General features: G+C 73.0%; 25 protein-coding genes. 17 read left to right on the top strand and 8 right to left on the bottom strand.

Going from position 1 to position 20,907, the window contains the following annotated elements:
- Window positions 1-147: 147 nt before the first annotated feature.
- Window positions 148-939, top strand: a complete 792-nt coding sequence (locus AC1DQC_RS15505; RefSeq protein WP_477052139.1) for a COG4705 family protein — start codon at window positions 148-150, stop codon at window positions 937-939.
- Window positions 940-956: 17 nt separating this feature from the next.
- Window positions 957-2,342 (top strand): HAMP domain-containing sensor histidine kinase, encoded by a 1,386-nt coding sequence (locus AC1DQC_RS15510; RefSeq protein WP_477052140.1) that lies wholly within the window; start codon window positions 957-959, stop codon window positions 2,340-2,342.
- Here the strand turns inward: AC1DQC_RS15510 and AC1DQC_RS15515 are convergent.
- The gene (locus tag AC1DQC_RS15515; RefSeq protein ID WP_477052141.1) at window positions 2,318-2,992 is read right to left on the bottom strand and encodes a response regulator transcription factor; all 675 of its coding nucleotides are present in this window, start codon (window positions 2,990-2,992) and stop codon (window positions 2,318-2,320) included. The two genes, AC1DQC_RS15510 and AC1DQC_RS15515, sit on opposite strands and share 25 nt — an antisense overlap.
- Window positions 2,993-3,031: 39 nt before the next feature.
- Window positions 3,032-3,787: an ABC transporter permease gene (locus AC1DQC_RS15520; RefSeq protein WP_477052142.1), complete on the bottom strand. Its 756-nt coding sequence runs from the start codon at window positions 3,785-3,787 to the stop codon at window positions 3,032-3,034.
- Between the two features lie 106 nt (window positions 3,788-3,893).
- Between AC1DQC_RS15520 and AC1DQC_RS15525 the strand changes: the two genes are divergently transcribed.
- The 6 genes from AC1DQC_RS15525 (at window position 3,894) to AC1DQC_RS15550 (ending at window position 8,300) form a co-directional block, all read left to right on the top strand.
- Entirely contained in the window at window positions 3,894-4,736 is an 843-nt protein-coding gene (locus tag AC1DQC_RS15525; protein ID WP_477052143.1) for a COG4705 family protein, read from the top strand.
- Window positions 4,733-5,389 (top strand): DedA family protein, encoded by a 657-nt coding sequence (locus tag AC1DQC_RS15530; RefSeq protein ID WP_477052144.1) that lies wholly within the window; start codon window positions 4,733-4,735, stop codon window positions 5,387-5,389. The genes AC1DQC_RS15525 and AC1DQC_RS15530 overlap by 4 nt, the downstream gene beginning before the upstream one ends.
- A 73-nt stretch (window positions 5,390-5,462) precedes the next feature.
- Window positions 5,463-6,977 carry a hypothetical protein gene (locus AC1DQC_RS15535; RefSeq protein ID WP_477052145.1) on the top strand — a complete coding sequence of 505 codons (1,515 nt, stop codon included), beginning with the start codon at window positions 5,463-5,465 and terminating at the stop codon, window positions 6,975-6,977.
- Between the two features lie 90 nt (window positions 6,978-7,067).
- Entirely contained in the window at window positions 7,068-7,460 is a 393-nt protein-coding gene (locus AC1DQC_RS15540; protein ID WP_477052146.1) for a DUF7144 family membrane protein, read from the top strand.
- 62 nt (window positions 7,461-7,522) lie between these two features.
- Window positions 7,523-7,903: an SHOCT domain-containing protein gene (locus AC1DQC_RS15545; protein ID WP_477052147.1), complete on the top strand. Its 381-nt coding sequence runs from the start codon at window positions 7,523-7,525 to the stop codon at window positions 7,901-7,903.
- Window positions 7,904-7,976: 73 nt separating this feature from the next.
- Window positions 7,977-8,300, top strand: a complete 324-nt coding sequence (locus AC1DQC_RS15550) for a carboxymuconolactone decarboxylase family protein (RefSeq protein ID WP_477052148.1) — start codon at window positions 7,977-7,979, stop codon at window positions 8,298-8,300.
- A 3-nt stretch (window positions 8,301-8,303) separates the two neighbouring features.
- Here the strand turns inward: AC1DQC_RS15550 and AC1DQC_RS15555 are convergent, their stop codons facing one another.
- Window positions 8,304-10,565 (bottom strand): winged helix-turn-helix domain-containing protein, encoded by a 2,262-nt coding sequence (locus AC1DQC_RS15555; RefSeq protein ID WP_477052149.1) that lies wholly within the window; start codon window positions 10,563-10,565, stop codon window positions 8,304-8,306.
- Between the two features lie 234 nt (window positions 10,566-10,799).
- Between AC1DQC_RS15555 and AC1DQC_RS15560 the strand changes: the two genes are divergently transcribed.
- The 3 genes from AC1DQC_RS15560 (at window position 10,800) to AC1DQC_RS15570 (ending at window position 13,803) form a co-directional block, all read left to right on the top strand.
- Window positions 10,800-12,326 (top strand): MFS transporter, encoded by a 1,527-nt coding sequence (locus tag AC1DQC_RS15560; RefSeq protein ID WP_477052179.1) that lies wholly within the window; start codon window positions 10,800-10,802, stop codon window positions 12,324-12,326.
- Window positions 12,327-12,479: 153 nt separating this feature from the next.
- Window positions 12,480-12,686, top strand: coding sequence for a LuxR C-terminal-related transcriptional regulator (locus AC1DQC_RS15565; protein WP_477052180.1), 207 nt, complete (start codon window positions 12,480-12,482; stop codon window positions 12,684-12,686).
- Window positions 12,687-12,732: 46 nt separating this feature from the next.
- A complete protein-coding gene (locus AC1DQC_RS15570; RefSeq protein WP_477052150.1) occupies window positions 12,733-13,803 on the top strand; it encodes a DNA polymerase IV in 1,071 nt (356 codons plus the stop codon).
- On the opposite strand, the gene AC1DQC_RS15575 is transcribed toward AC1DQC_RS15570, so the two are convergent.
- Window positions 13,800-14,561 carry a deoxyribonuclease IV gene (locus AC1DQC_RS15575; RefSeq protein WP_477052151.1) on the bottom strand — a complete coding sequence of 254 codons (762 nt, stop codon included), beginning with the start codon at window positions 14,559-14,561 and terminating at the stop codon, window positions 13,800-13,802. The two genes, AC1DQC_RS15570 and AC1DQC_RS15575, sit on opposite strands and share 4 nt — an antisense overlap.
- Before the next feature lie 81 nt (window positions 14,562-14,642).
- Between AC1DQC_RS15575 and AC1DQC_RS15580 the strand changes: the two genes are divergently transcribed.
- The 6 genes from AC1DQC_RS15580 to AC1DQC_RS15605 are packed head-to-tail and all read left to right on the top strand — an operon-like array spanning window position 14,643 to window position 18,621.
- The gene (locus AC1DQC_RS15580) at window positions 14,643-15,431 is read left to right on the top strand and encodes a PIG-L deacetylase family protein (RefSeq protein WP_477052152.1); all 789 of its coding nucleotides are present in this window, start codon (window positions 14,643-14,645) and stop codon (window positions 15,429-15,431) included.
- Window positions 15,432-15,482: 51 nt separating this feature from the next.
- Window positions 15,483-15,941 (top strand): hypothetical protein, encoded by a 459-nt coding sequence (locus tag AC1DQC_RS15585; RefSeq protein ID WP_477052153.1) that lies wholly within the window; start codon window positions 15,483-15,485, stop codon window positions 15,939-15,941.
- A complete protein-coding gene (locus AC1DQC_RS15590) occupies window positions 15,938-17,167 on the top strand; it encodes an NRAMP family divalent metal transporter (RefSeq protein ID WP_477052154.1) in 1,230 nt (409 codons plus the stop codon). Before AC1DQC_RS15585 ends, AC1DQC_RS15590 begins: the two co-directional genes overlap by 4 nt.
- Window positions 17,164-17,556, top strand: coding sequence for a hypothetical protein (locus AC1DQC_RS15595; protein ID WP_477052155.1), 393 nt, complete (start codon window positions 17,164-17,166; stop codon window positions 17,554-17,556). Before AC1DQC_RS15590 ends, AC1DQC_RS15595 begins: the two co-directional genes overlap by 4 nt.
- On the top strand, window positions 17,543-17,896 hold the full coding sequence (locus tag AC1DQC_RS15600; protein WP_477052156.1) for a PRC-barrel domain-containing protein: 354 nt from the start codon (window positions 17,543-17,545) through the stop codon (window positions 17,894-17,896). Before AC1DQC_RS15595 ends, AC1DQC_RS15600 begins: the two co-directional genes overlap by 14 nt.
- Window positions 17,893-18,621, top strand: a complete 729-nt coding sequence (locus AC1DQC_RS15605; protein ID WP_477052157.1) for a DUF72 domain-containing protein — start codon at window positions 17,893-17,895, stop codon at window positions 18,619-18,621. The genes AC1DQC_RS15600 and AC1DQC_RS15605 overlap by 4 nt, the downstream gene beginning before the upstream one ends.
- A gap of 8 nt (window positions 18,622-18,629) precedes the next feature.
- Here the strand turns inward: AC1DQC_RS15605 and AC1DQC_RS15610 are convergent, their stop codons facing one another.
- The 4 genes from AC1DQC_RS15610 to AC1DQC_RS15625 all read right to left on the bottom strand — a co-directional run bounded on the left by AC1DQC_RS15610 (window position 18,630) and on the right by AC1DQC_RS15625 (window position 20,852).
- A complete protein-coding gene (locus AC1DQC_RS15610) occupies window positions 18,630-18,830 on the bottom strand; it encodes a CDGSH iron-sulfur domain-containing protein (protein WP_477052158.1) in 201 nt (66 codons plus the stop codon).
- Window positions 18,827-19,843, bottom strand: coding sequence for an iron-containing redox enzyme family protein (locus AC1DQC_RS15615; RefSeq protein ID WP_477052159.1), 1,017 nt, complete (start codon window positions 19,841-19,843; stop codon window positions 18,827-18,829). The genes AC1DQC_RS15610 and AC1DQC_RS15615 overlap by 4 nt, the downstream gene beginning before the upstream one ends.
- Before the next feature lie 96 nt (window positions 19,844-19,939).
- Window positions 19,940-20,440 (bottom strand): metallophosphoesterase family protein, encoded by a 501-nt coding sequence (locus AC1DQC_RS15620; RefSeq protein WP_477052160.1) that lies wholly within the window; start codon window positions 20,438-20,440, stop codon window positions 19,940-19,942.
- A gap of 13 nt (window positions 20,441-20,453) precedes the next feature.
- Window positions 20,454-20,852 carry a VOC family protein gene (locus tag AC1DQC_RS15625; RefSeq protein WP_477052161.1) on the bottom strand — a complete coding sequence of 133 codons (399 nt, stop codon included), beginning with the start codon at window positions 20,850-20,852 and terminating at the stop codon, window positions 20,454-20,456.
- Window positions 20,853-20,907 lie beyond the last annotated feature (55 nt).

Genomic DNA, 20,907 nt, shown 5'->3' on the forward strand with positions numbered 1-20,907 from the left:
GTGGTGGGCCAGCGACGGACATAGGGCATAGCGGTACTCCGGTGTGGTGGCGGACGGTGACGACCCCACGGTGCGCGACTCCGACTGAGAATCGACTGAGTCCCGCTCTCAGGGGATCGCAAGGTTCCGGCGACGACCATGTCGGTCGTGACGACCCGAGAGCCCACCGCCACCCCTGCCACCGACGTGTTCGTCCCAGCGGCCAGCAAGGTCCCGGAGGTCGCCGCGATCTTCTGGGTGACCAAGCTGCTGACCACCGCGATGGGCGAGTCCAGCTCCGACTTCCTCGTCCGGGCCATGCCACCCGAGCTCGCCGTCCTGCTCGGTGCTGCGGGCCTGACCGTGGCACTGATCCTGCAGCTGCGGGCTCCGCGCTACGTGCCGTGGCGGTACTGGCTCGCCGTGGCGATGGTGGGCGTTTTCGGCACGATGGCCGCCGACGTGGTCCACGTCGGGCTCGGCATCCCGTACACGGTCTCGACCGTCGCGTTCGCGATCACGCTCGGCGCGACGCTGTGGCTCTGGCACCGCACCGAGGGGACGCTGTCGATCCACAGCATCCGGACCCCGCGGCGCGAATGGTTCTACTGGGCGACGGTCATGGCGACGTTCGCCCTGGGCACGGCCGCGGGCGACCTCCTGGCGGTGCGGCTGCACCTCGGCTACCTGGCAGCCGGCGTCGTCTTCACGGCTCTGCTGCTCGTCCCGGCGGTCGGCTACCGGTGGTTCGGCCTGAACGCGATCGCCGCGTTCTGGGCCGCCTACATCCTGACGCGGCCGGTCGGTGCGTCCTTCGCCGACTGGCTCGGCGTCTCGCCGGAGCGCGGCGGGCTGGGCCTGGGCTCCGGCCGTGTCGCCCTCGTGCTGAGCGCCGGGATCGTGGCGCTCGTGGTCCGCATGACCGTCGCCGACCGGGCCGGCAGGGAGCTCGTGCGCTGACGGCTACGGTGGCCGACATGACAGGGCACCGGCAGCTCTCGGTCCGCGCCCGTTCGGCGCTCGCGGCGATGGGCGCGGTCACGATCGCCCTGGTCCTGGCTTCTCTGGCGCTGCTCGTCGTGCTGCACGACTMCGTCGAGCGCACGGCGACCGCGACCGCGACCACCCGCGCCCACGACGTCGCCGCCGAGCTGGCCACGGACGGCCAGGTCACCACCGGCATCAACCTGGCTCCGGGGCCCGGTGACGATGCCTACATCCAGATCCTCGACGCCGGCGCCGTGGTCGCGTCGAGCCCGTCAGTGGCGGGGCAACCGCCGCTGGCCAGCGCTCCCGCGGTACCGGGTACTGCCGAGGTCGTGCCGCCCGATGCCGTCGGTCCCGGTGACGGGCCGTTCGTGACGGTCGTGCTGGGGATCAGCGGCGTCGAGGGCGCCGACGCGGTCGTCGTCCAGCAGTCCTACGCCGAGGGCTATGACACGGTGACCGACGCGGCCCAGGCGCTTCTGGTGGCCGTTCCGGCGCTCGTGCTGGTCGTCGGGGCGATGACCTACGTGCTCACAGGTCGGGCGCTGCGCCCGGTCGAGCAGATCCGGCGGCGGACATCCCAGATCAGCGACGCGGACCTGGACACCCGGATCGACGTCCCCACGACAGGCGACGAGGTGGCCGAGCTCGCCCGCACGCTGAACGGGATGCTCGACCGGCTGCACGCGGCGTCGCAGGCGCAGGCCCGGTTCGTCGCCGACGCGAGCCACGAGCTGAGGACGCCGCTCGCCGCCGTCCGGGCGGAGCTCGACATCACCACCCGCCAGGGCGCGACCGCCGACTGGCCGCGCGCCGCCGTCTTCATCGGTGCGTCGAACGACCGGATGCAGCAGCTGGTCGACGACCTGCTGGTTCTCACCCGGACGTCGGAGCCGTCCGCCGAACGGAGCGACGCCGAGGTCGACCTGGACGACGTGGTCGAGCGGGTCGGTTTCCGGCTGCGCCCGCCGGCCGGGGTCACCGTCCAGGTGACCTCGACACCGGCACGGGTGCGGGGCGACCGGCACGACCTCGAACGGGTGGTGCAGAACCTCGCGGACAACGCCGTGCGCCACGCGACCGGCCAGGTGGCGCTCTCCGTCAGCCTGCGGGACGACACCGCCGAGATCAGCGTCGACGACGACGGCGCCGGGATCCCCGAGGAGGACAGGGAGATCGTGTTCGACCGTTTCGTGCGGCTCGACGAGGGGCGCGCACGCGCCGAGGGCGGCAGCGGTCTCGGCCTCGCGATCGTGCGGGGCATCGTGGCGTCGCACGGCGGCAGCGTCGTCGCGACCACGTCGGACCTCGGAGGCGCGCGGTTCGTCGTGCACCTGCCCGTCTCGCAGGGTCAGTCCTCGGCCCCGACCCGGTAGCCCATCCCGCGCACCGTGAGGATCGACGACCGACCGAACGGCGCGTCGACCTTGCGCCGCAGGTAGCTGATGTACACCTCGACGACGTTGGGGTCCCCGTCGAAGGCCGAGTCCCAGACGTTGTCCAGGATCTCCCGCTTGGTCACCACGTCCCCGCCGCGTCGCAGCAGCAGCTCGAGCACGCCGTACTCGCGCGGGGTCAGGGCGATCTCGACTCCCCCGCGGGTCACCCTGCGCCGCGCGGGCTCCAGGCGCAGGTCCCCCGACGACAGGACCACCGGGCGTTCGGGGGCTCCGCGCCGGACCAGCGCGCGCAGCCGCGCCAGGAGCACGTCGAACGAGAACGGCTTGGGCAGGAAGTCGTCGGCACCGCGGTCGAACAGGCTCACCTGGACCTCGTCGCCGTGCCGCGCCGTCAGCACGAGCACCGGCGTCCAGATGCCGCGCTCGCGCAGGCTGACGAGCACGTCCCGGCCGCTGAGGCCCGGGAGCATGAGGTCGAGCACGATCGCGTCGTACGTCCCCTCGGTGGCCGCCCAGAGCCCGTCGACGCCATCGCCCATGACGTCGACGGCGATCCCCTCGGCCTCGAGCCCGCGCCGCAGGACGTCAGCCAACGGCGGCTCGTCCTCGACCACGAGCACCTTCACGTCCACCCCTTCCGTGGATCCCCATCGAACACCGGATCGTCAATGAGATCGAACCGTGGGTCGCACGGACCCGACCCGACCGGCGAGCAGGTGCGCGCTGAGCACGGCCGCGACCGACTCCGCCGCCAGCAGACCGACCAGCACGAGCAGCTGCACCTGCGCCGCCTCGTACGGCGACGCGCCGCCGAGCAGCAGCCCGACGAAGGCCCCCGGGAGGACCACGAGCCCGGCGTTGCGCGTCTGGTCGATCGCCGGCACCAGCGACCGGGCCACCGCGCGCCGGACCTGCGGCGCCACCGCGGTGCGCGGCAGCGCCCCGAGCGACAGCCACGCCTCGACGGTGTCCCACTCCGTCGCCACGTCGTCGCGCAGGCGTCCGCCCGTCAGCGAGACGGCGGTCATGGAGCCACCGATGATCTGCGCGACGAACGGCAGCACGGTCTGCGCGCGCAGGGGCAGCGCGCCGCTGAGCAGGACGGGGACCGTCGCCGCGAGCGCGCCGGCGGCGATGGCGAGCCCGAGGTGGGGATACGTCCCACGCCCCAGCCCGACGCKGGACGTCGACGTCCACGTCGCCGCGGCGAGCATCAGCACGAGGTAGAGCAGGACGGCGCCGGGATGCGCGAACACCCAGGCGATCAGCAGGGCGACGACGGTCAGCTGCCCGGCCGCGCGCAGGACCGCCACGAGCGTGTCCCGTCGGACGTGGACGCGGGCGAGCGACAGCGCCAGCACGGTGACCGCGACGAGCACGGCCACCGCGACGCCGACCGGCACGAGGGACTGCGTGCTCACGGGCGGCTCCGGTGCTGTGCGGCGGGCATCGCTGAACCGTACGGCCCGGGGAGCCTGCGCGACGTCCTCAGGGGTTCTTCAGCATCCGCCCCCGAGGCTACGGGGCATGACGAGAAACGACCTCTCCACCAGCGGCACCGCGCGGCGCGTGCTGAACAAGGTCCCCGAGATCACGATCTACTTCTGGGTGATCAAGGTCCTCGCGACGACGGTCGGTGAGACCTTCGCGGACTGGCTCACCGAGACACTGGGCATGACGCTGACGGCCGCGACCGTCGTGGTCGGCGCCCTCTTGGTCGCCACGCTCGTAGCCCAGTTCCGCGCGTCGCGCTACGTCGCGCCGATCTACTGGTTGGCCGTCGTGCTGATCAGCGTCGTGGGCACCCTCATCACCGACAACCTCGTCGACGTCGTCGGCGTCCCGCTCTGGGTCACCACGGTCGTCTTCGCGGTCGCGCTCGGCATCACCTTCGCGGTCTGGTACCGGGTCGAGCACACACTGTCGATCCACTCGATCACCAGCACGCGCCGCGAGGCGTTCTACTGGCTGGCGATCCTGTTCACGTTCGCCCTCGGTACCGCCGCCGGCGACCTGCTCGCCGAAGGTCTCGCTCTGGGCTACCTCGCCTCCGCGCTGCTGTTCGCCGCCGCCATCGCCGCGGTCGCGGCCGCGCACTACTGGTTCCGGCTGGGTGCCGTGCTGTCCTTCTGGATCGCGTACATCCTGACGCGCCCGCTGGGCGCATCGATCGGGGACCTGCTCTCGCAGAGCAAGGCCGACGGTGGCCTCGGGCTCGGCACGACGACCACGAGCGTCATCTTCCTGGCCGCGATCGCGATCACCGTCGTGTTCCTCACCGTGACGCAGCGCGACGTCGAGACGGTGGAGGCAGACGACTTGGACGACCTGGACGACCTCGACGAGCTGGCCGGGGAGTCCGCTCGATGACGTTGCTCGTCTCGGCGTCCGACCCGAGCACCCTGACGGGCGTCGCCGGCTGGGCCGTGCACCTCATGGAGACCCTCGGCGTGGTCGGGGCAGCCATCGCGATCGCCCTCGAGAACGTGTTCCCGCCGCTGCCCAGCGAGATCATCCTGCCCCTGGCCGGGTTCACCGCGAGCCAGGGGTCGTTCGGCCTGGTCCAGGCCATCGTGTGGACGACGATCGGGTCGGTCGTGGGCGCTGCGGTGCTCTACCTGGTCGGCGCCCTCATCGGCCGCGACCGGACCCGCGCGCTGATCGCCAGGATTCCTCTGGTCAGCCTGTCGGACGTCGACCGCTCCGAGGCGTTCTTCAACCGGCACGGGCGCACTGCCGTGTTCGTGGGTCGGATGGTCCCCGTCTTCCGGAGCCTCATCTCGATCCCGGCCGGAGTCGAGCGCATGCCCGTCGGGATCTTCCTGCTGCTGACCGCCGCGGGCAGCGCGGTGTGGAACACGATCTTCGTGTGCGCCGGCTACCTGCTGGGCGAGAACTGGGACCTGGTCGACCAGTACGCCGGGATCTTCCAGTGGCTCGTCATCGCGGTGATCGTGGGGTTGGTCCTGTGGTTCGTCGTGACCCGCCTGCGCGTGCGGACCCGACCTGCCACCGACGGCTGAGGGCGACGCGACCGGCCTACCCGTCGAGGGGCGCGCTCAGGTGTTCCTCAGCGTCGCCCGGGAGGATGAGGGTGTGGACTCCGCCGCCGGGCACACCGAGGTTGCACCCCCGACCGAGCGGGCGGTCGCGTGGACGGTCGCCGCGGGCGCCGGGTTTCTCGCGCTGCTGGTCAGGTGGAACCGGCTCGGCGGCCGGACCGGTCTCTACGGGTACCAGGGCTACGACGACGGGGTGTACTTCACGTCGGCCGTCGCCTTCGTGCACGACCACCTCCCGTACCGCGACTTCCTCCTGCTGCACCCGCCGGGGATCATGCTCGCGCTGACCCCGTTCGCGCTGCTCACCCGGTGGATCAGCGACTCCGACGCCCTGGCCGCCGCTCGGCTCGGCTTCCTCTGCCTCGGCGCGGTCAACACCGTGCTGGTCACGCGCCTGGCGCGCCGCTGGGGTGCGGCGGCGATGGTCGTCTCAGGCCTGGCGTATGCGGTCTCGTCGGCGGCTGCGTATGCCGAGCGCCTGACCCTCCTCGAGCCGCTGGGGACGCTCACGCTGCTGGCGTCGGTCCTCCTGCTCCTCCGGGCGCGGGGCACCGGCGCGTCGTGGTGGTGGCTGGCGGCCGGCGGCGCCGTGCTCGGCCTCGGTCCCGTCGTGAAGATCTGGAACGTGGTGCCGGCGGTCATCGTCCTCGCCTGGGTCGCCCGCACGCGCGGCGCACGATCCGCGGCGGTGGTGGCGGGTGCCGCCGGCGCGACCGCCGCCGCCGTCCTGCTCCCGTTCGCGATCGCCGCGCCCGCCCGGATGTTCCGGCTCGTCGTCCTCGACCAGCTCGGGCGCCCCCGCACGCCGGGGTCGGTCGCCCTCCGGCTCGAGGGCATCACCGGCGTCGACGTCACCGCGGCGTCCCCGGTGGGAGCCCAGACCACGCTGACCGTGCTGCTCTGCGCCGGGGCGGCGACGGCCGCGGTCATCGCCTGGCGCGCCCGACGCGCGCGACTGTGGGTCGCGCTGCTGGTCGCGCAGGTGCTCGTCATCGTCGTCGCGCCCTCGTTTTACGCGCACTACTCGGCCTACTCGGCTGCAGCCCTCTGCCTGGTTCTCGCGGCCGCGGTGTCCCTCGTCCCGACCGCACGTCGCACGGTCGTCGCGGCAGCGACCGGGGCGGTGCTGGTCCTCACAGCCGCGGCCGCCCCTGTCCATCGGGCCCCCACCTTCCCCGCCGCCGAGGTCCGGCGGCTGCTGCCGCCGGCAGGCTGCATACAGTCGGACTCCCCCGGCGTCCTGGCACTGCTCGACGTGCTGACGCGGGACGAGCTTCGCCACTGCACCGTGCCCGTCGACCTGTCCGGGCAGACCTACGACGTCGGCAGCCACGACCCGGCCGGTCACCCGGTGCCCCGGAGCCGCAATCAGCACTGGCAGCTCGCAGCGACGGCGTACCTCACCTCGGGATCGGCCGCCGTCATGGTCCGCGGTGTGGGCGACAGCTTTGACGTCCCCACGGTCCGGGCGTTGGAGGCGCGGCACCGGATGGTCCGCCTGCCGGGGGTCCGCGTCCTGCTCCCGACGACGCCCGAGGCCCCCGGCTGAACAGTTTCATGCGGTCTGTGTGATGTCGACCGATTCGTCCCCTCGTAACGTCGCCGGAGAGACGTCGTCCGACGACAAGGGGATCTGGGCATGAGCGAGAACCGCAGCGACCTGGCAGTGGGCCTGAGCGTCTTCGCCGGCGTGATGCTGATCATGGTCGGCGTCCTGCACGCCCTGCAGGGGCTGGTGGCGCTCTTCAACGACAGCTTCTTCGTGGTCGGCGAGGAGTGGGTGTTCTCGTTCGACGTCACCACGTGGGGTTGGATCCACCTTCTGGTCGGCATCCTGGTCGCGTTCGCCGGCTTCTTCGTGTTCCAGGGCGCCGTGTGGGCACGCACCGTCGGCGTCCTGATCGCCGGCCTCAGCGTGATCCTCAACTTCGCGTGGCTGCCGTACTACCCGATCTGGAGCCTGATCATCATCGCCCTGGACATCTTCGTGATCTGGGCCCTCACCGCGCACGGGCGCGACGTCGCGGCCTGAGATCTGCTGCTCCTCCTGCGTCATCCATGACCCCTCGGGGTCGAGATCGAGAGAAGGAACCCATGAACACGTTCGGGCAGTGGCTCTGGCTCATGATCTGGTGGTTCTTGTTCTTCGCCTACCTGGTGATCTTCTTCCAGATCCTCAGCGACCTGTTCCGCGACCACGCCCTCAACGGCTGGGCGAAGGCCGCCTGGATCATCGCCCTCGTGTTCGTGCCGTTCCTGTCGGCGCTGATCTACATCATCGCCCGCGGCGAGGGCATGGGCCGTCGGCATGCCGAGGCGGTCGGCCAGGCCAAGGCGCAGACCGACGCGTACATCCGGCAGACCGCCGGGTCGTCGTCGCCGGCCGCCGACATCGCGGCGGCGAAGTCCCTGCACGACCAGGGCGCCATCGACGATGCCGAGTTCGCGGCGCTGAAGGCCAAGGCCCTCGCGTGACCCGGGCCTAGCTGCCGGCCCGGACGGGCACCACCACACGGGGAGCCGACACCACACGGACGGGGTCACGGCCTTGGACTACACCGACCGACTGCTCCGCCTGGCCATCAACGACGTGCGTCTGGACGAGGGCGGCGTCGAGCCTGAGGTGCTCGACGCGAAGGTGGTCGCCCTCGTCCGGCTCGCGGCGCTGATCGCCGTGGGTGGGGCGGTCCCGACGTACGGCGCCGAGGTGGACCACGCGGTGAGCGCCGGGGCGACGACCGCGGAGATCGTCGACGTGCTCGCGGCGGTGATCCCGATCGTCGGCCTGCCGAGCGTGGTCGCCGCCGCGCCCAAGGTCGCCCTGGGGCTCGGCTACGACCCGTTCGACCCCGAGCTGAGGGCGGAGCCGTGAGCGCTACGTGCCCAGCAGCCCGCTCGCGACGGCCCGCTCGACCGCGGCGCTGCGTGAGCTGACGCCGAGCTTGCGGTAGATGGAGCCGATCTCGGAGCTCGCCGTGTTCCGGGACACGTGGAGCCGATCACCGATCTCCCCGATGGTCAGGTGCGTCTGCAGGTACGGCAGGATCCGCAGCTCGGCCGGGGTCAGCGGCGACGAGCCGCCCACGTCCGCCTCGCTCGTGGCGAGGACCGTGCGCAGCGCGGCCACCTCGCGGAGCAGGTCGCCCAGGTCGGGTCGGCGCAGCAGGACGTCGTCGATCTCGCGCAGGAGGTGGCGCGCCGCCACGCGGTCCCCCGTCGCCACGCAGGCGTGAGCCACGTGCAGCCGCGCCCGCACCGCAAGGAACGGGATCGCATAGGTGCAGATCGGTCGGGCGCGCATCGCCCGGGTGAGCATCGCGCCCGCGTCGGCGGTCGCGCCGCGGTGGACGTGGAGGCGGGCCGCCGCGGCGAACCCGAGCACGGCGACGGCGTAGTCGCCGATCCGGTTCTCGGCCACGAGCGCGAGCACGCGGCCGACCCGCTGGGCAGCGTCGGCCCAGCGTCCGGCGTCCATGTCGAGCAGCGCCAGCTCGGACTCGGCGAGCACCACCCGGTCCACGCTGCCGTCCCGCGCCGCGGCCGCGGACGCCTGCGCGAACAGCCGGGCCGCCCGCTCGCGATCGCCCAGCAGCAGGCCGGCCTCGGCCTGCAGCAGCACCGCCTGCGAGCGCCAGACGCTCCACTCGGGCTCGTGGGTTGCGGCGACGTCGCTGTCCGACCGCATCTGCTCCGGCCCGCCGGCACACATCAGCGCCCGGACCATGGCGCGCGCGGAGGCGAACGAGGCGGTGCCGTCCACCGGCACCAGGTCGAACGTGGCCCCGTCCAGGACCGCCGACCACCGCTCGGCCTCACCGGCCCGGCCCGTGAGGACGGCGGCGTGGGCGGCCAGGGCCGCGAGGGGCGGGTAGCCCGCGATCACCTCGTCTCCCAGCGTGGCCAGCCAGCGCTGGGTGGTCGACACCTGGCCGGCCTGGTACGTCGGCATGCTGAGCTCGGCCACCAGGTGCACAGACCGCTCGCGCTCGGTCGTGCTGAGCAGGTGCTCGAGCGCCCGCGCGGGCGACCCGTGAGCCTCGTACCAGTCCGCCGCGCGCAGGTGCAGCTTCGTCACGACGTCAGGTTCGACCCGGGCCAGCTCGCCGCGCACGAACTCCCGGAACAGCGCGTGGTACCGGAACCACCCCCGGCGCCGGTCGAGCGGGACCAGGAACAGGTTCGAGGACTCGAGCGCGCGCAGCGTCTCCTGGGCCGCCGCCTCGCCCGAGCCGCCCGGCTCGCCGATCACCGCGGCGCACAGCGACGCGGACAGCTGGTCCAGCACCGAGGTCCGGCGCAGGAACCGCAGGGTCTCCTCCGGCAGGTGCAGCAACGCCTCGCGCTGCAGGTAGTCGGACACGAACCTGTCGTCCCCGGTGACCGCGGCCGCGGCCTGCCCACCGCCGTCCCGGGCGATGAGGGACGTGAGGTAGACGCCGACGGGCCACCCCTCGGTCCGCTGCAGGACGAGGTCGGTCTCCTCGGGCGAGACCTCGACGTCGACCGCCGCGAAGACCTGCTCGGCGCCCGCCGCGTCGAGGGCGAGGTCCGTCGTGACGATCTCCTCGACGTCGCCCTGCGCCCGCAGCAGCGGCACGAACGGCTGCGCGGCACGGCTGGCCACCGCGACCTGCGACCCCGGCGGCACGCCCTCGACGAGGACACCGAGCACGTCGTGGCAGATCGGCGACCGGATCTCGTGCAGGTCGTCGAGCACCAGCAGGAACGGCTCGGCGCTGGACCGCAGGGCCGCAGCGAGCCGCGGCGCCCCGCGCCCGAGCACCGAGCCGCTCGGGCCCACCATGTCCGCCACCAGGGTGTCGTCGCGCCCCGTCGCGCGGACGAACGCCGAGGCCAGCAGCGTCAGGAAGCCCACCGGGTCGTCGTCGAGCCGGTCGAGCGAGACCCAGGCGACCCGCCGCCGCTCGCCGGCCACCCACTCCGCGAGCAGGGAGGTCTTCCCGTAGCCCGCCGGTGCCGTGATCGCCACGGCCCGGCGACCGCTCCGGCGGGCTCGGTCGATCAGGGGGAAGCGGCTCACCGAACCGGCGCGCGGCAGGGGCGCGCGCAGCTTGGCGTCGAGGAGGACGGAGTCCAGCCCGGCGCTCGCGCTGGCCCTGTCCGGCTGCTCGCTCACGTTCGCAGACTAGGGGCATGCGGGACCCCGCCGAGGACGGATCGCCGCACGGGCCCGGGCCGGGGCCGATCCGCTCTGGACAGCGCGACACCGTGCCGCCAAGGTGGCCGTACAGGACGACCGCGACGTGGTCGGCGAGCCAGGCACCGGAAAGGGGCCCCCGTGGCCGAGCCGCTGGAGAACGTGTCGGACGACGTGCCGACGGGGAGTCCTCGCTTGGCGATCCTGCTGGCCATGGCGATGTTCGTCCTGGTGGTGGACACGTCGTTGATGAACGTCTCGATCTCGGCCGTGGTCCACGACCTGGGCACGACGGTCAGCGGCGTGCAGTCGGCGATCGCGCTCGAGGCCCTGGTCTCGGCGGCGTTCATCCTCATCGGCAGCAAGGTGGGCGACCTCTACGGGCGCAAGCGGGCCTACGTGATCGGCCTGCTCGCCTACGCGGTCGGTGCGACGGCCATGGCGCTGGCGCAGAGCCTGACCGCGATCATCATCTTCTGGGCCGTCGTCGGCGGGCTCGGTGCGTCCCTGCTCCTGCCGGCCATGCAGTCCCTGATCCACGGCAACTTCGCCGGCGCGGCCCAGCGCAAGGCCTACGCGCTGGTCGGGGCGGCGGCGGCCATCGCCGCCGGCGTCGGCCCCCTGATCGGCGGCTTCATCACGACCTACCTGTCCTGGCGGCTGGCGTTCCTGCTGGAGGTCGTCGTGATCGCGGTGGTGCTGTCCGGGATCGGCCTGGTCAAGGACGTCCCCTACACCGGGCCGCGCAAGATCGACGCGGTGGGCGCGGTCCTGTCGGTCCTGGGCATGGGCGGGGTGGTGCTCGGCATCCTCGTGTGGCAGGAGGGTGGCGAGGCCGTCCTGGCCATCCTGGCGGTGGGCGTCGTCGCCCTCGGCTCGCTCGTCTACTGGCTCGCCCGGCGCAAGCGTCAGGCCAGGGCGACGCTGATCGACCCGGACCTGTTCTCGTCGAAGATCTTCCGCTTCGGCATCACGCAGCAGACCCTCCAGCAGATCGCCCTGGGCGGCACCATGATCGCGCTGCCCATCTACCTGCAGGTGGTGCTCGAGTACAACGCGATGCAGGCCGGGCTGTCGCTGGCGCCGCTCTCGCTGAGCATGTTCGCCGTGGCGGTCGTCGCCGGGAAGAAGGCGGGGGCGCGCAACCCCAGCGGCATCATCCGGTGGGGCTTCGCCCTGCTCGCCGTCGGGATCGGGCTCGTGCTGCCGGTGGTGCCGCGGGCGGACTCCGGCTGGTGGCTGGTGGTCCCCCTGATCATCGCCGGGTCCGGGCTCGGCCTGCTGGTCTCGCAGCTGAACAACTACACCCTCGCCCCGATCTCCGAGGAGCGGGTGAGCGAGGCCGCCGGCGTCAACTCCGCGGCGGGATCGTTCGGGCTCTCGTTCGGCCTCGCGTTCGCCGGCGCGATCCTGCTCGCGGCGCTGTCGACGATCTTCACGTCCATGGCCTCGCAGAGTACGGTGCTCGACGCCTCCGAGCAGACGCAGGTCGCGGAGGTGCTGGAGCACGACGCCGAGGTGGTGTCCAACACCGCACTCGACGAGCTGCTGGTCGACCAGCCGCCGGCCACCCAGGCGGAGATCCTGCGGATCAACACGGAAGCCCGACCCTTGGCGCTGCAGATCGCCATGCTGATCCCGCTGCTCGCCGCGCTCGCCGGCCTGACGATCTCGTTCCGCATGGCGCGCCTCCCGCAGGCACCTCCGACCGCGCAGGTCGAGGCCGCCGTCTGGGGCTGACCCTGACCGGATCTGCGGAGACCATCATCAACGGGCACGAACCTGCCGATACATCCGTGGGGCAGGTACGCATGCCGCCCGCCGGAGGAACCGCCACCGTCGGGACTGCGTCGCCCCGCTGGAGGAACCGTGACCAGTCAGCACTTCATCCCCATGCCCGCGACCGGCGCCAGCGCCCTCACCCAGCGTGAACGCGTGGTCCTGGCGGAGCTCGGTGAGGACATCACGCTCGAGGAGATCGCCCGCCGGCTGTGGGTCACCCGCAACACGGTGAAGTCCCAGCTGCGCAGCGCCTACCGCAAGATCGGCGTCTCCACGCGCGCCGACGCGGTGGCCTGGGCGAGGGCCCACGGCATCTGACGCGTCTCCGCGTGAGCGCGGTGCCTCGACCGGGCAGACTCGGGGCATGGGCGCGGACACTGCCTGGGTGCTGCACGTCGACCTCGACCAGTTCGTCGCGGCCGTCGAGGTGCTGCGCCGCCCGGAGCTGGCGGGTCGACCGGTGGTGGTCGGCGGTCGCGGCGACCCGACGGAGCGCGGCGTGGTCTCGACGGCGTCGTACGAGGCTCGCCTCTTCGGGGTGCACTCCGGGATGCCGCTGCGGATCGCGGCCCGCAAGCTGCCCGACGCCGTGTTCCTCCCCGTCGACGGTCCGGAGTACGAGGCGGCCTCCGAGCGCGTGATGTCGACGCTGCGGTCGCTGGGCGTCGTCGTCGAGGTGCTCGGGTGGGACGAGGCGTTCCTCGGCGCCCGCACCGACGACCCCGAGGCCCTGGCCCGCCGGGCGCAGGAGGCGGTCCTGACCGAGACGCGGCTGCACTGCTCGGTGGGCATCGGCGACAACAAGGTGCGCGCCAAGATCGCGACGGAGTTCGGCAAGCCGGCCGGCGTCTTCCGGCTCACGGCGGAGAACTGGTTCGAGGTGATGGGGCACCGGCCCACCATCGAGCTCTGGGGCGTGGGCACGAAGGTGTCGAAGCGGCTCACCGCCCTCGGGATCACCACGGTGCGCGAGCTCGCCGACGCCCCGGCGGACGCGCTCGTGGGCGAGTTCGGGCCGCGGATGGGCGTCTGGTACCACGAGCTCGGCCAGGGCCTCGGACCGGTGACGGTCGACGACAGCCCCTGGGTGGCGCGCGGCCACAGCCGCGAGACGACGTTCCAGCAGAACCTCACGACGCCCGAGCAGGTGCGGGAGGCGGTCCGCCGGTTGGCGCAGGACGTCGTCGAGGACACCGCTCAGGACGGGCGGCCCGTGGTCCGCGTGGCGCTCAAGGTCCGCTACGCGCCGTTCGTCACCAAGGGCATGAGCCGCAAGCTCGCCGAGCCCACGCGCGACGCCGCGACCGTCGTGGCCGCGGCCCTGGCGCTCGCCGACAAGCTCGAGGACCGCGAGGTGCGGCTGCTCGGCGTGCGCGCCGAGATGGCCGTGCCCGACGACCCCGTGGACCGGACCCCCGTCCGCGGCCGGATCTAGCCGGCGAGCGCTGCCTTCAGGAAGGCGATGTCGTCCGCCTGGGTCTCGGCGGGCGTCTCGACGATCGCGTCGCAGCCCGCCTCCCGGACCACGTGCGCGATGAGCTCGGGCGGGATCGTGYCCGTCGCGAAGCCCGCGTGCCGGTCGCGCGCCGAGTCGTGCKGGTCGCGCGAGCTGTTCGCGTGCACCAGGTCGACCCGGCCGGTGATCGCCCGCACGCGCTCGACCAGCGTCTCGAGGTCCTCCCCCGCCGCCCACGCGTGGCAGGTGTCGAGGCACAGGCCGACGTCGTACTCGCCGATCGCGTCCCACAGGAGCGCGATCCGGTCGAGCGTGCGGGCGCACGCGTTCTCGCCGCCCGCCGTGTTCTCCACCAGCACGCGCACGGGGAACGTCGCGCGCTCGAAGGTCTTGCGCCAGTTGTCGATGCCGACCGCGATGTCGTCGCCGTCGCCCACGTGCCCGCCGTGCACGATCAGCCCCCGCGCTCCCAGCGTCGCCGCCGCGGCCGTGTGCTGCGCGATCATGTTCCGGCTCGGGATGCGGATCCGGTTGTTGGTGGACGCGACGTTGACCAGGTACGGCGCGTGCGCGTAGATGCCCAGGCCCGAGGCGACCAGGGCGTCCGCATCGGCGCGGGGCACCGGCTTCTTCCACCCCTGCGGGTCGGCCAGGAACAGCTGCACGGACTGCGCGTCGAGCTCGGCGGCGGTCGCCACCGGGTCGTCGCCGCGCACGTGAGCGCCGATCAGGACCACGTCGTTCCCCTTCCTCGGGACCAGCCGCCAGGCTAGACCGAGCCGCCCACGGCCGCCCGCGCCCTGAGTACCGTGCACTGCATGAGCCCGACGCTCGGACTGTGCTTCGCCCACCCCGACGACGAGACGTACGGGGCGTTCGGGAGCGTCGCCCTGCACGCCGCCGACCCGGCGTTCCGGCTCGTCGTCCTGCACGCGACCGACGGCGACGCCGGCGAGGTCGCGCCGGGTGTCGAGGTCGGTCCCGCGGGGCTGGGGGCGCTGCGCCGCCTGGAGGACGAGCGGGCGTGGCGGGCCCTCGGTCGGCTGCCCGACCGGCACGACTGGCTGGGCCTGCCGGACGGCGAGGTCGACGCCGTCCCGTTCGACGACCTGGTGCAGCGGATCGCGCAGTTCCTCGACGAGGAGCGGCCCGACGTCGTCCTCACCTTCGGGCCCGACGGGATCACCGGGCACCCCGACCACATCGCCGTGGGTGCCGCCACGGACGCCGCGTTCCACCGGGTGCGCGCCGACGGCGGCCCCGGGCTGCGCCGCCTCCTGCACGGAGGGATCCGCCAGTCCTGGTTCGACAAGCACCAGGCATGGCGGGCCGCGCACGGGCACGAACCGTGGGTGCCCGATCGCCTCTACCACCTGCGGGGCACGCCCGACGCGATGATCGGTGTCGAGGTGCCGACCGCGGAGGTGGCCGGGCAGGTGCTCGCCGGACTGCGGGAGCACCGCAGCCAGGCGCACGTGCTCCTGCCCGCCGGCGTGGACGACGGTTCCTTCCGGTGGGGCAGCACGCGGGAGACGCACGTGATCGCCTGGCCCGCCGCCGGGCCGGACGACCCCTGCCTGGCCGACGTGTTCGAGGGCCTCGACTGACGCCGCCGCTCTCGTCGTGCGGTCCGCGCTCCGGAGCGCCACGATGCGTTCATGCAGGTCGCGCGCGGGATCCCCGCCCTCCTCGCGGTCGTCGTAGCCTCCGGCTGCGCGGTCGGCTCCTCGGCGAGCCCGGCCGACGACGCCCGCGCCCTGTCCGAGCCCGTCGCGCAGGCCACGTCGGCCGTGCAGACCGCGACGATCGCCGTCGGGCTGCTCGACGACGACCGCCTCACCGCGCCGGTCACGGACACCGCGCTGGTCGACCAGATCCACGTGCTCGAGGAGGCGGCCGACGCCGTGTCGACCCTGGTCCCGGCGGACCCGGACGGGGCCGGCTGGCAGGAGGACGCGCTCGCCGCGGTCCGGGACGCGCAGGCCGCCGTCGTGTCCGCGCGCGGCTGGGTGAACAAGGCCGGCGGGTCGGCGGCCGGCGTCCGCGCCGCGCTCGACGCGAGCGCGGACCAGCTGGACGCGCTGACCACCACGCTCGACGAGGCGGGTGCCTCGTGAAGAAGGTCCTCGGGCTCGCGCTCGGCATCCTCACCGCGATCGGCGGCTTCCTCGACATCGGGGACCTGGTCACCAACGCCGTGGTGGGCTCCCGGTTCGGGCTCTCGCTCGCGTGGGTGGTCGTCGTCGGCGTCGTCGGGATCTGCCTGTTCGCCCAGATGTCGGGCCGGGTCGCGGCGGTCAGCGGGCGCGCGACGTTCGAGATCATCCGCGAGCGGCTCGGACCGCGCGCGGCGGGCGCCAACCTGTCGGCGTCGTTCCTCATCAACCTGCTGACGCTGACCGCCGAGGTCGGCGGCATCGCGCTGGCACTGCAGCTGGCCAGCAGCGTCGAGCCGCGCCTCTGGATCCCCGTCGCCGGGCTGGCCGTCTGGCTGGTCATCTGGCGGACCAAGTTCTCGATCATGGAGAACGTCACCGGCCTGGTGGGCCTCACCCTGGTCGTGTTCGCCGTCGCCGTGTTCCTGCTGGGCCCGGACTGGGGCACGCTCGCCGACCAGGCGTTCCACCCGAGCGTCCCCGCCAACGAGGGGCACGCCGTCTACTGGTACTACGCGATCGCGCTCTTCGGGGCCGCGATGACGCCGTACGAGGTGTTCTTCTTCTCCTCCGGCGCGGTCGAGGAGAAGTGGAAGGTCAAGGACCTCACGCAGTCGCGGGCCAACGTGCTGGTGGGCTTTCCGCTGGGCGGGATCCTGTCGGTCGCCATCGCCGCGTGCGCCGCGATCGTCTTCCTGCCGAAGGGCATCGAGGTCTCCTCGCTCAGCCAGATCGTGCTGCCCGTCGCGCTCGCGGGCGGCAAGCTCGCGCTGGCCGTCGTGATCGTCGGCATCGTCGCCGCGACGTTCGGCGCGGCGCTGGAGACCTCGCTGTCGAGCGGCTACACGCTCGCGCAATTCATGGGGTGGTCGTGGGGCAAGTTCCGCCGCCCCGCGCGGGCCGCGCGGTTCCACCTGACCATGATCATCTGCCTCCTGGTCGCCGTCGGCGTCCTGATGACGAGCGTCGACCCGATCAAGATCACCGAGTTCTCGGTGGTGTTCTCCGCCATCGCCCTGCCGCTGACGTACCTGCCGATCCTCGTCGTCGCCAACGACCCCGAGTACATGGGCACCTACGTCAACGGGCGCGCCACCAACGCGTTCGCGCTGGTCTACCTCGTGATCATCGTGGTGGCGTCCGTCGCCGCGATCCCCCTGATGATCGTGACGGGAGCGGGCTCATGAGCCTCCCACCGGACGAGCAGCAGCCGGGCCTCGTGCTCGACGCGCGGCTGCACCTGCTGGACCGGCAGATCCTGGACGTCGACGGCGTCCCCGTGTGCACGGTCGACGACCTCGAGGTGCACGGGGTCGACGGCAGCGACCGGCCCGACGGGTCCCAGCAGGCGGTCGTGACGTCGCTGCTGAGCGGGGCCGTGCTGGCCACCCGTATCCTCGGCGGACGGCCCCCGGCGTCCCGCTGGCACCGGATCCGCTGGACCCACGTCGTCGACGTCGGCACGACCGTGAAGCTCGGCGTCCACGGCTCGGAGCTCGACGTCACCTGGACCGAGCGTTGGGTCCGGGACCACGTCATCTCCCGCATCCCCGGAGGCAGCCATGATCCTGGGTGACCTGCTCGACTCCCCCGTCCTCGGCCCCGACGGCGCACGCGTCGGCTTCGTCGTGGACGTGCGCTTCGCGCTGGACGGTCCGCTCGACGGGCTCCTCGCCGCGCCGCGGCTGCACGGGCTGCTGGTCAGCCCGCGCACGGGGACGTCCTTCCTCGGGTACGAGCGCAACGGTGTGAACGCCCCGGCCGTCCTGGCGCGCTGGTTCGCGTGGCGCCACCGGGGCACCTTCCTGGTGCGCTGGGCCGACGTCGAGTCGGTCGGCAGGGACGCCGTCACGCTGCGGGCGGGCTTCCGGCGCGTGTCCGCCGCCCTGCCGGGCTCGCTCGCGCAGCGCCCGTGAGCATCCGCATCGGCACGTCGGGCTGGTCGTACGACCACTGGGACGGCGTGCTGTACCCGCCCGGCCTGCCCCCGTGGGAGCGGCTCGGTCGGTATGTGCAGGAGTTCGACACCGTCGAGCTCAACGCCAGCTTCTACCGGTGGCCGCGCGAGTCGACGTTCGCCGGCTGGCGCCGCCGGCTGCCGCCGGGCTTCGGCATGTCCGTGAAGGCGTCGCGCGGCCTGACGCACGCCAAGCGCCTGTACGCGCCCGAGGCCTGGTCCGAGCGCATCGCCCGCTCGTGGCACGAGCTGGGCGAGCGCCGCGAGGTCGTGCTGGTCCAGCTGCGGCCCGACCAGGAGCGCGACGACGCCCGGCTGGACTGGTTCCTCGGCTCGCTGCCCGACTGGGTGCGCGTGGCCGTCGAGCTGCGCCACCCGTCGTGGCAGACGGACGAGGTGTTCGCGCTGCTCGAGCGCCACGGCGCCGCGTCGTGCGTGATGAGCGGCGCGCGGCTGCCGTGCGTGCTGCGCGCGACCGCGCCCTACGTCTACGTGCGCCTGCACGGCCCGGACCACGACCACCTCTACGGCGGCTCGTACTCCGACGACGACCTGCGCTGGTGGGCCGACCGCATCCGCGAGTGGGCGCACGACGGCCGCGACGTGCTCGTGTACTTCAACAACGACGGCGGCGGGAACGCCGTGCGCAACGCCCGGACCCTGCGCGGGATCCTCGGCGTCTGACCGGAGCGCTACGGCGCGACGAAGCCGATGGCCTTGTGGCTGCCGTCGCAGAACGGGGCGATCGCGGACGTGCCGCAGCGGCAGAGCGCGACGGTCCGCCGTCGCCGCTCGATCGGGACGCCGTCGCCGTCGACGAGCTCGACGTCCCCGCGCACCAGCAGCGGACCGTTGGGGCACGCCTCGATCGTGGCGGGCTGCGGCGTGCTCATGCGGCGCGCAGGGACGAGGTGCCCGCGGACCAGGCACCGAGCAGGTGGTGACCGACGAGGTCGTCCAGGTGCAGGCAGGCGGCGGCACCGAACACGATGTCCCCGACGAGCTCGGGCTCCTGCTCGGCCAGCCGACCGGCGAGGTCCCGGCCGGCGATCTGCTCGTGGACGGCGTCGGCCTCGACGTGCTCGTCGAAGTACTCGGTGGTGCCCGCGTCGTGCCCCAGGCGCCGGAAGCCGTCGCCGTACAGGCGGCTGGGCAGCGACGACGTCATCTCGAACGCGGCGAGGTGCCCCGCGATCGCGCCGCGCCACCGACGGTGCAGGCCGAACAGCGACATGACGTTGAGGGCGGCGAGCGTGACGGCGGGGACGCGCTCGACGTAGTACCCGTAGTCGTCGACCAGGCCCACGCCGCGCATGGTGCGGCCGAACAACGCGCTGTGCATCCGGTCGGGACGGCCGCCGCCGTACTCGTCGGACTGCACCTCGACCAGGGCCGCCTTGGGCGCCCCGGACAGCCGCGGGATCGCCCACGTGTGCGGGTCGGCCTCCATGAGCTGGTACAGCGACCGGTGGATCAGGAGCTCCTCGACCTGCGCGGCGTCGGCCGATTTGCTCACGTAGCGGGCGACGCTGGGACCCGGCCCGGGCGCCGTCATCGCGAACAGCGTCGACGCCACGGCCTCGCGCTCCGCGGGCGGGAGGGGCGGGACGGCCACCGCCGCGCGCAGCGCACGCTCGAACGCCTCCTCCAGGATCCGGCGCAGGCGCAGGAGCTCGGGGTCCCACTCCCACGCGTCGTCGACGCCCTCGAAGCCGCGGTAGTGCAGCGCGTACGCCGTCCAGAGCGTGAGCTGCAGGTCGTCGTCGACGAACGGGTCCGCAGTCTGTGCGGCCGCGCGCCACCGCCGCACCAGCGCACCGTCGGCGACGTCGTCGGTCCGCGGCGGGTGCACCAGCAGGTCGGTCAACGAGGCACCGAGGGGTCCTCGCGGTGCGGGCAGCTTCATGGTCGAGCTCCGTCCGGGCACGTCAGCCGCCCGTTGCTGGAGCAGTCCGTGCCTCAAGCCTGCGTCACGGCGGCGCGGTCCGCGACCGGTCCGTCGTCACGACCGACCGAGCCTGTGCAGCTCCACCTCGCCGAGGCGGCCGCCGACGACGGACGCGGTCATGAAGGTGGCGAACGGCTGCCGTCGGCGGTCCGTCGGCGAGCCCGGGTTGAGCAGCCGCATGCCCCGCGGAGTCACCGAGTCCCACGGGATGTGGCTGTGCCCGAACACGAGGACGTCGAGATCGCCGTGCTCCGCATCGCACCGCTGCTCCCGGCCGGCCGCGGGACCGGTCTCGTGCACCACACCCAGCCGCAGGCCGTCCAGCTCCGCCCGGCCCACGAGCGGCAGCCGGTCACGGAGCGCGGGTCCGTCGTTGTTGCCGTAGCAGGCGACCAGCCGCCGCGAGCGCTCCGCCAACGCGGTGTGCGCCTCGACGGAGACCCAGTCGCCCGCGTGCACCACCACGTCGGCGGCGTCCACCGCCGCCCACACCTGGGCGGGCAGGTCGCGGGCGCGCCGCGGAAGGTGCGTGTCCGCGAGGAGGACCAGGTGCACGAGGCTCCCCCGGTCAGCCGACGAAGATGCAGAACGGGTGACCGGCGGGGTCGGCGTAGACCCGCAGCGGCTCGTCGAGGTCGTCGGACCGGTCGAACAGGAGCCGCGCCCCCAGGGCCAGCGCCCGCTCGTGCTGCACATCGAGCTCGGCGACGTCCGGCACGGTGGTGTCGAGGTGCAGCTGCTGCGGGACCGGACCCTCCGGCCAGGTGACCTCGGGCAGCGCCTCGACCTGCTGGAACGCGAGCGGGACGCCGCTGGTCGACCGCAGCACGAGCCAGTCCTGCTCGCCGTGCTCCGGCTCGTCGCCGGGCCGGTACTCGAGCCCGAACAGCTCACGGTAGAACTCCGCCAGCGCGCGGACGTCGGTCGCGTCGAGCACGACCTGGCGGATCGTCGGGAACGTGGTCATGGGTCCTCGTCTCGGGTCGTCGGCACCGCCGCGCGCCATGATCCCGCCCCGGACG

It is taken from the genome of Cellulomonas sp. P4_H12 (assembly GCF_056400905.1).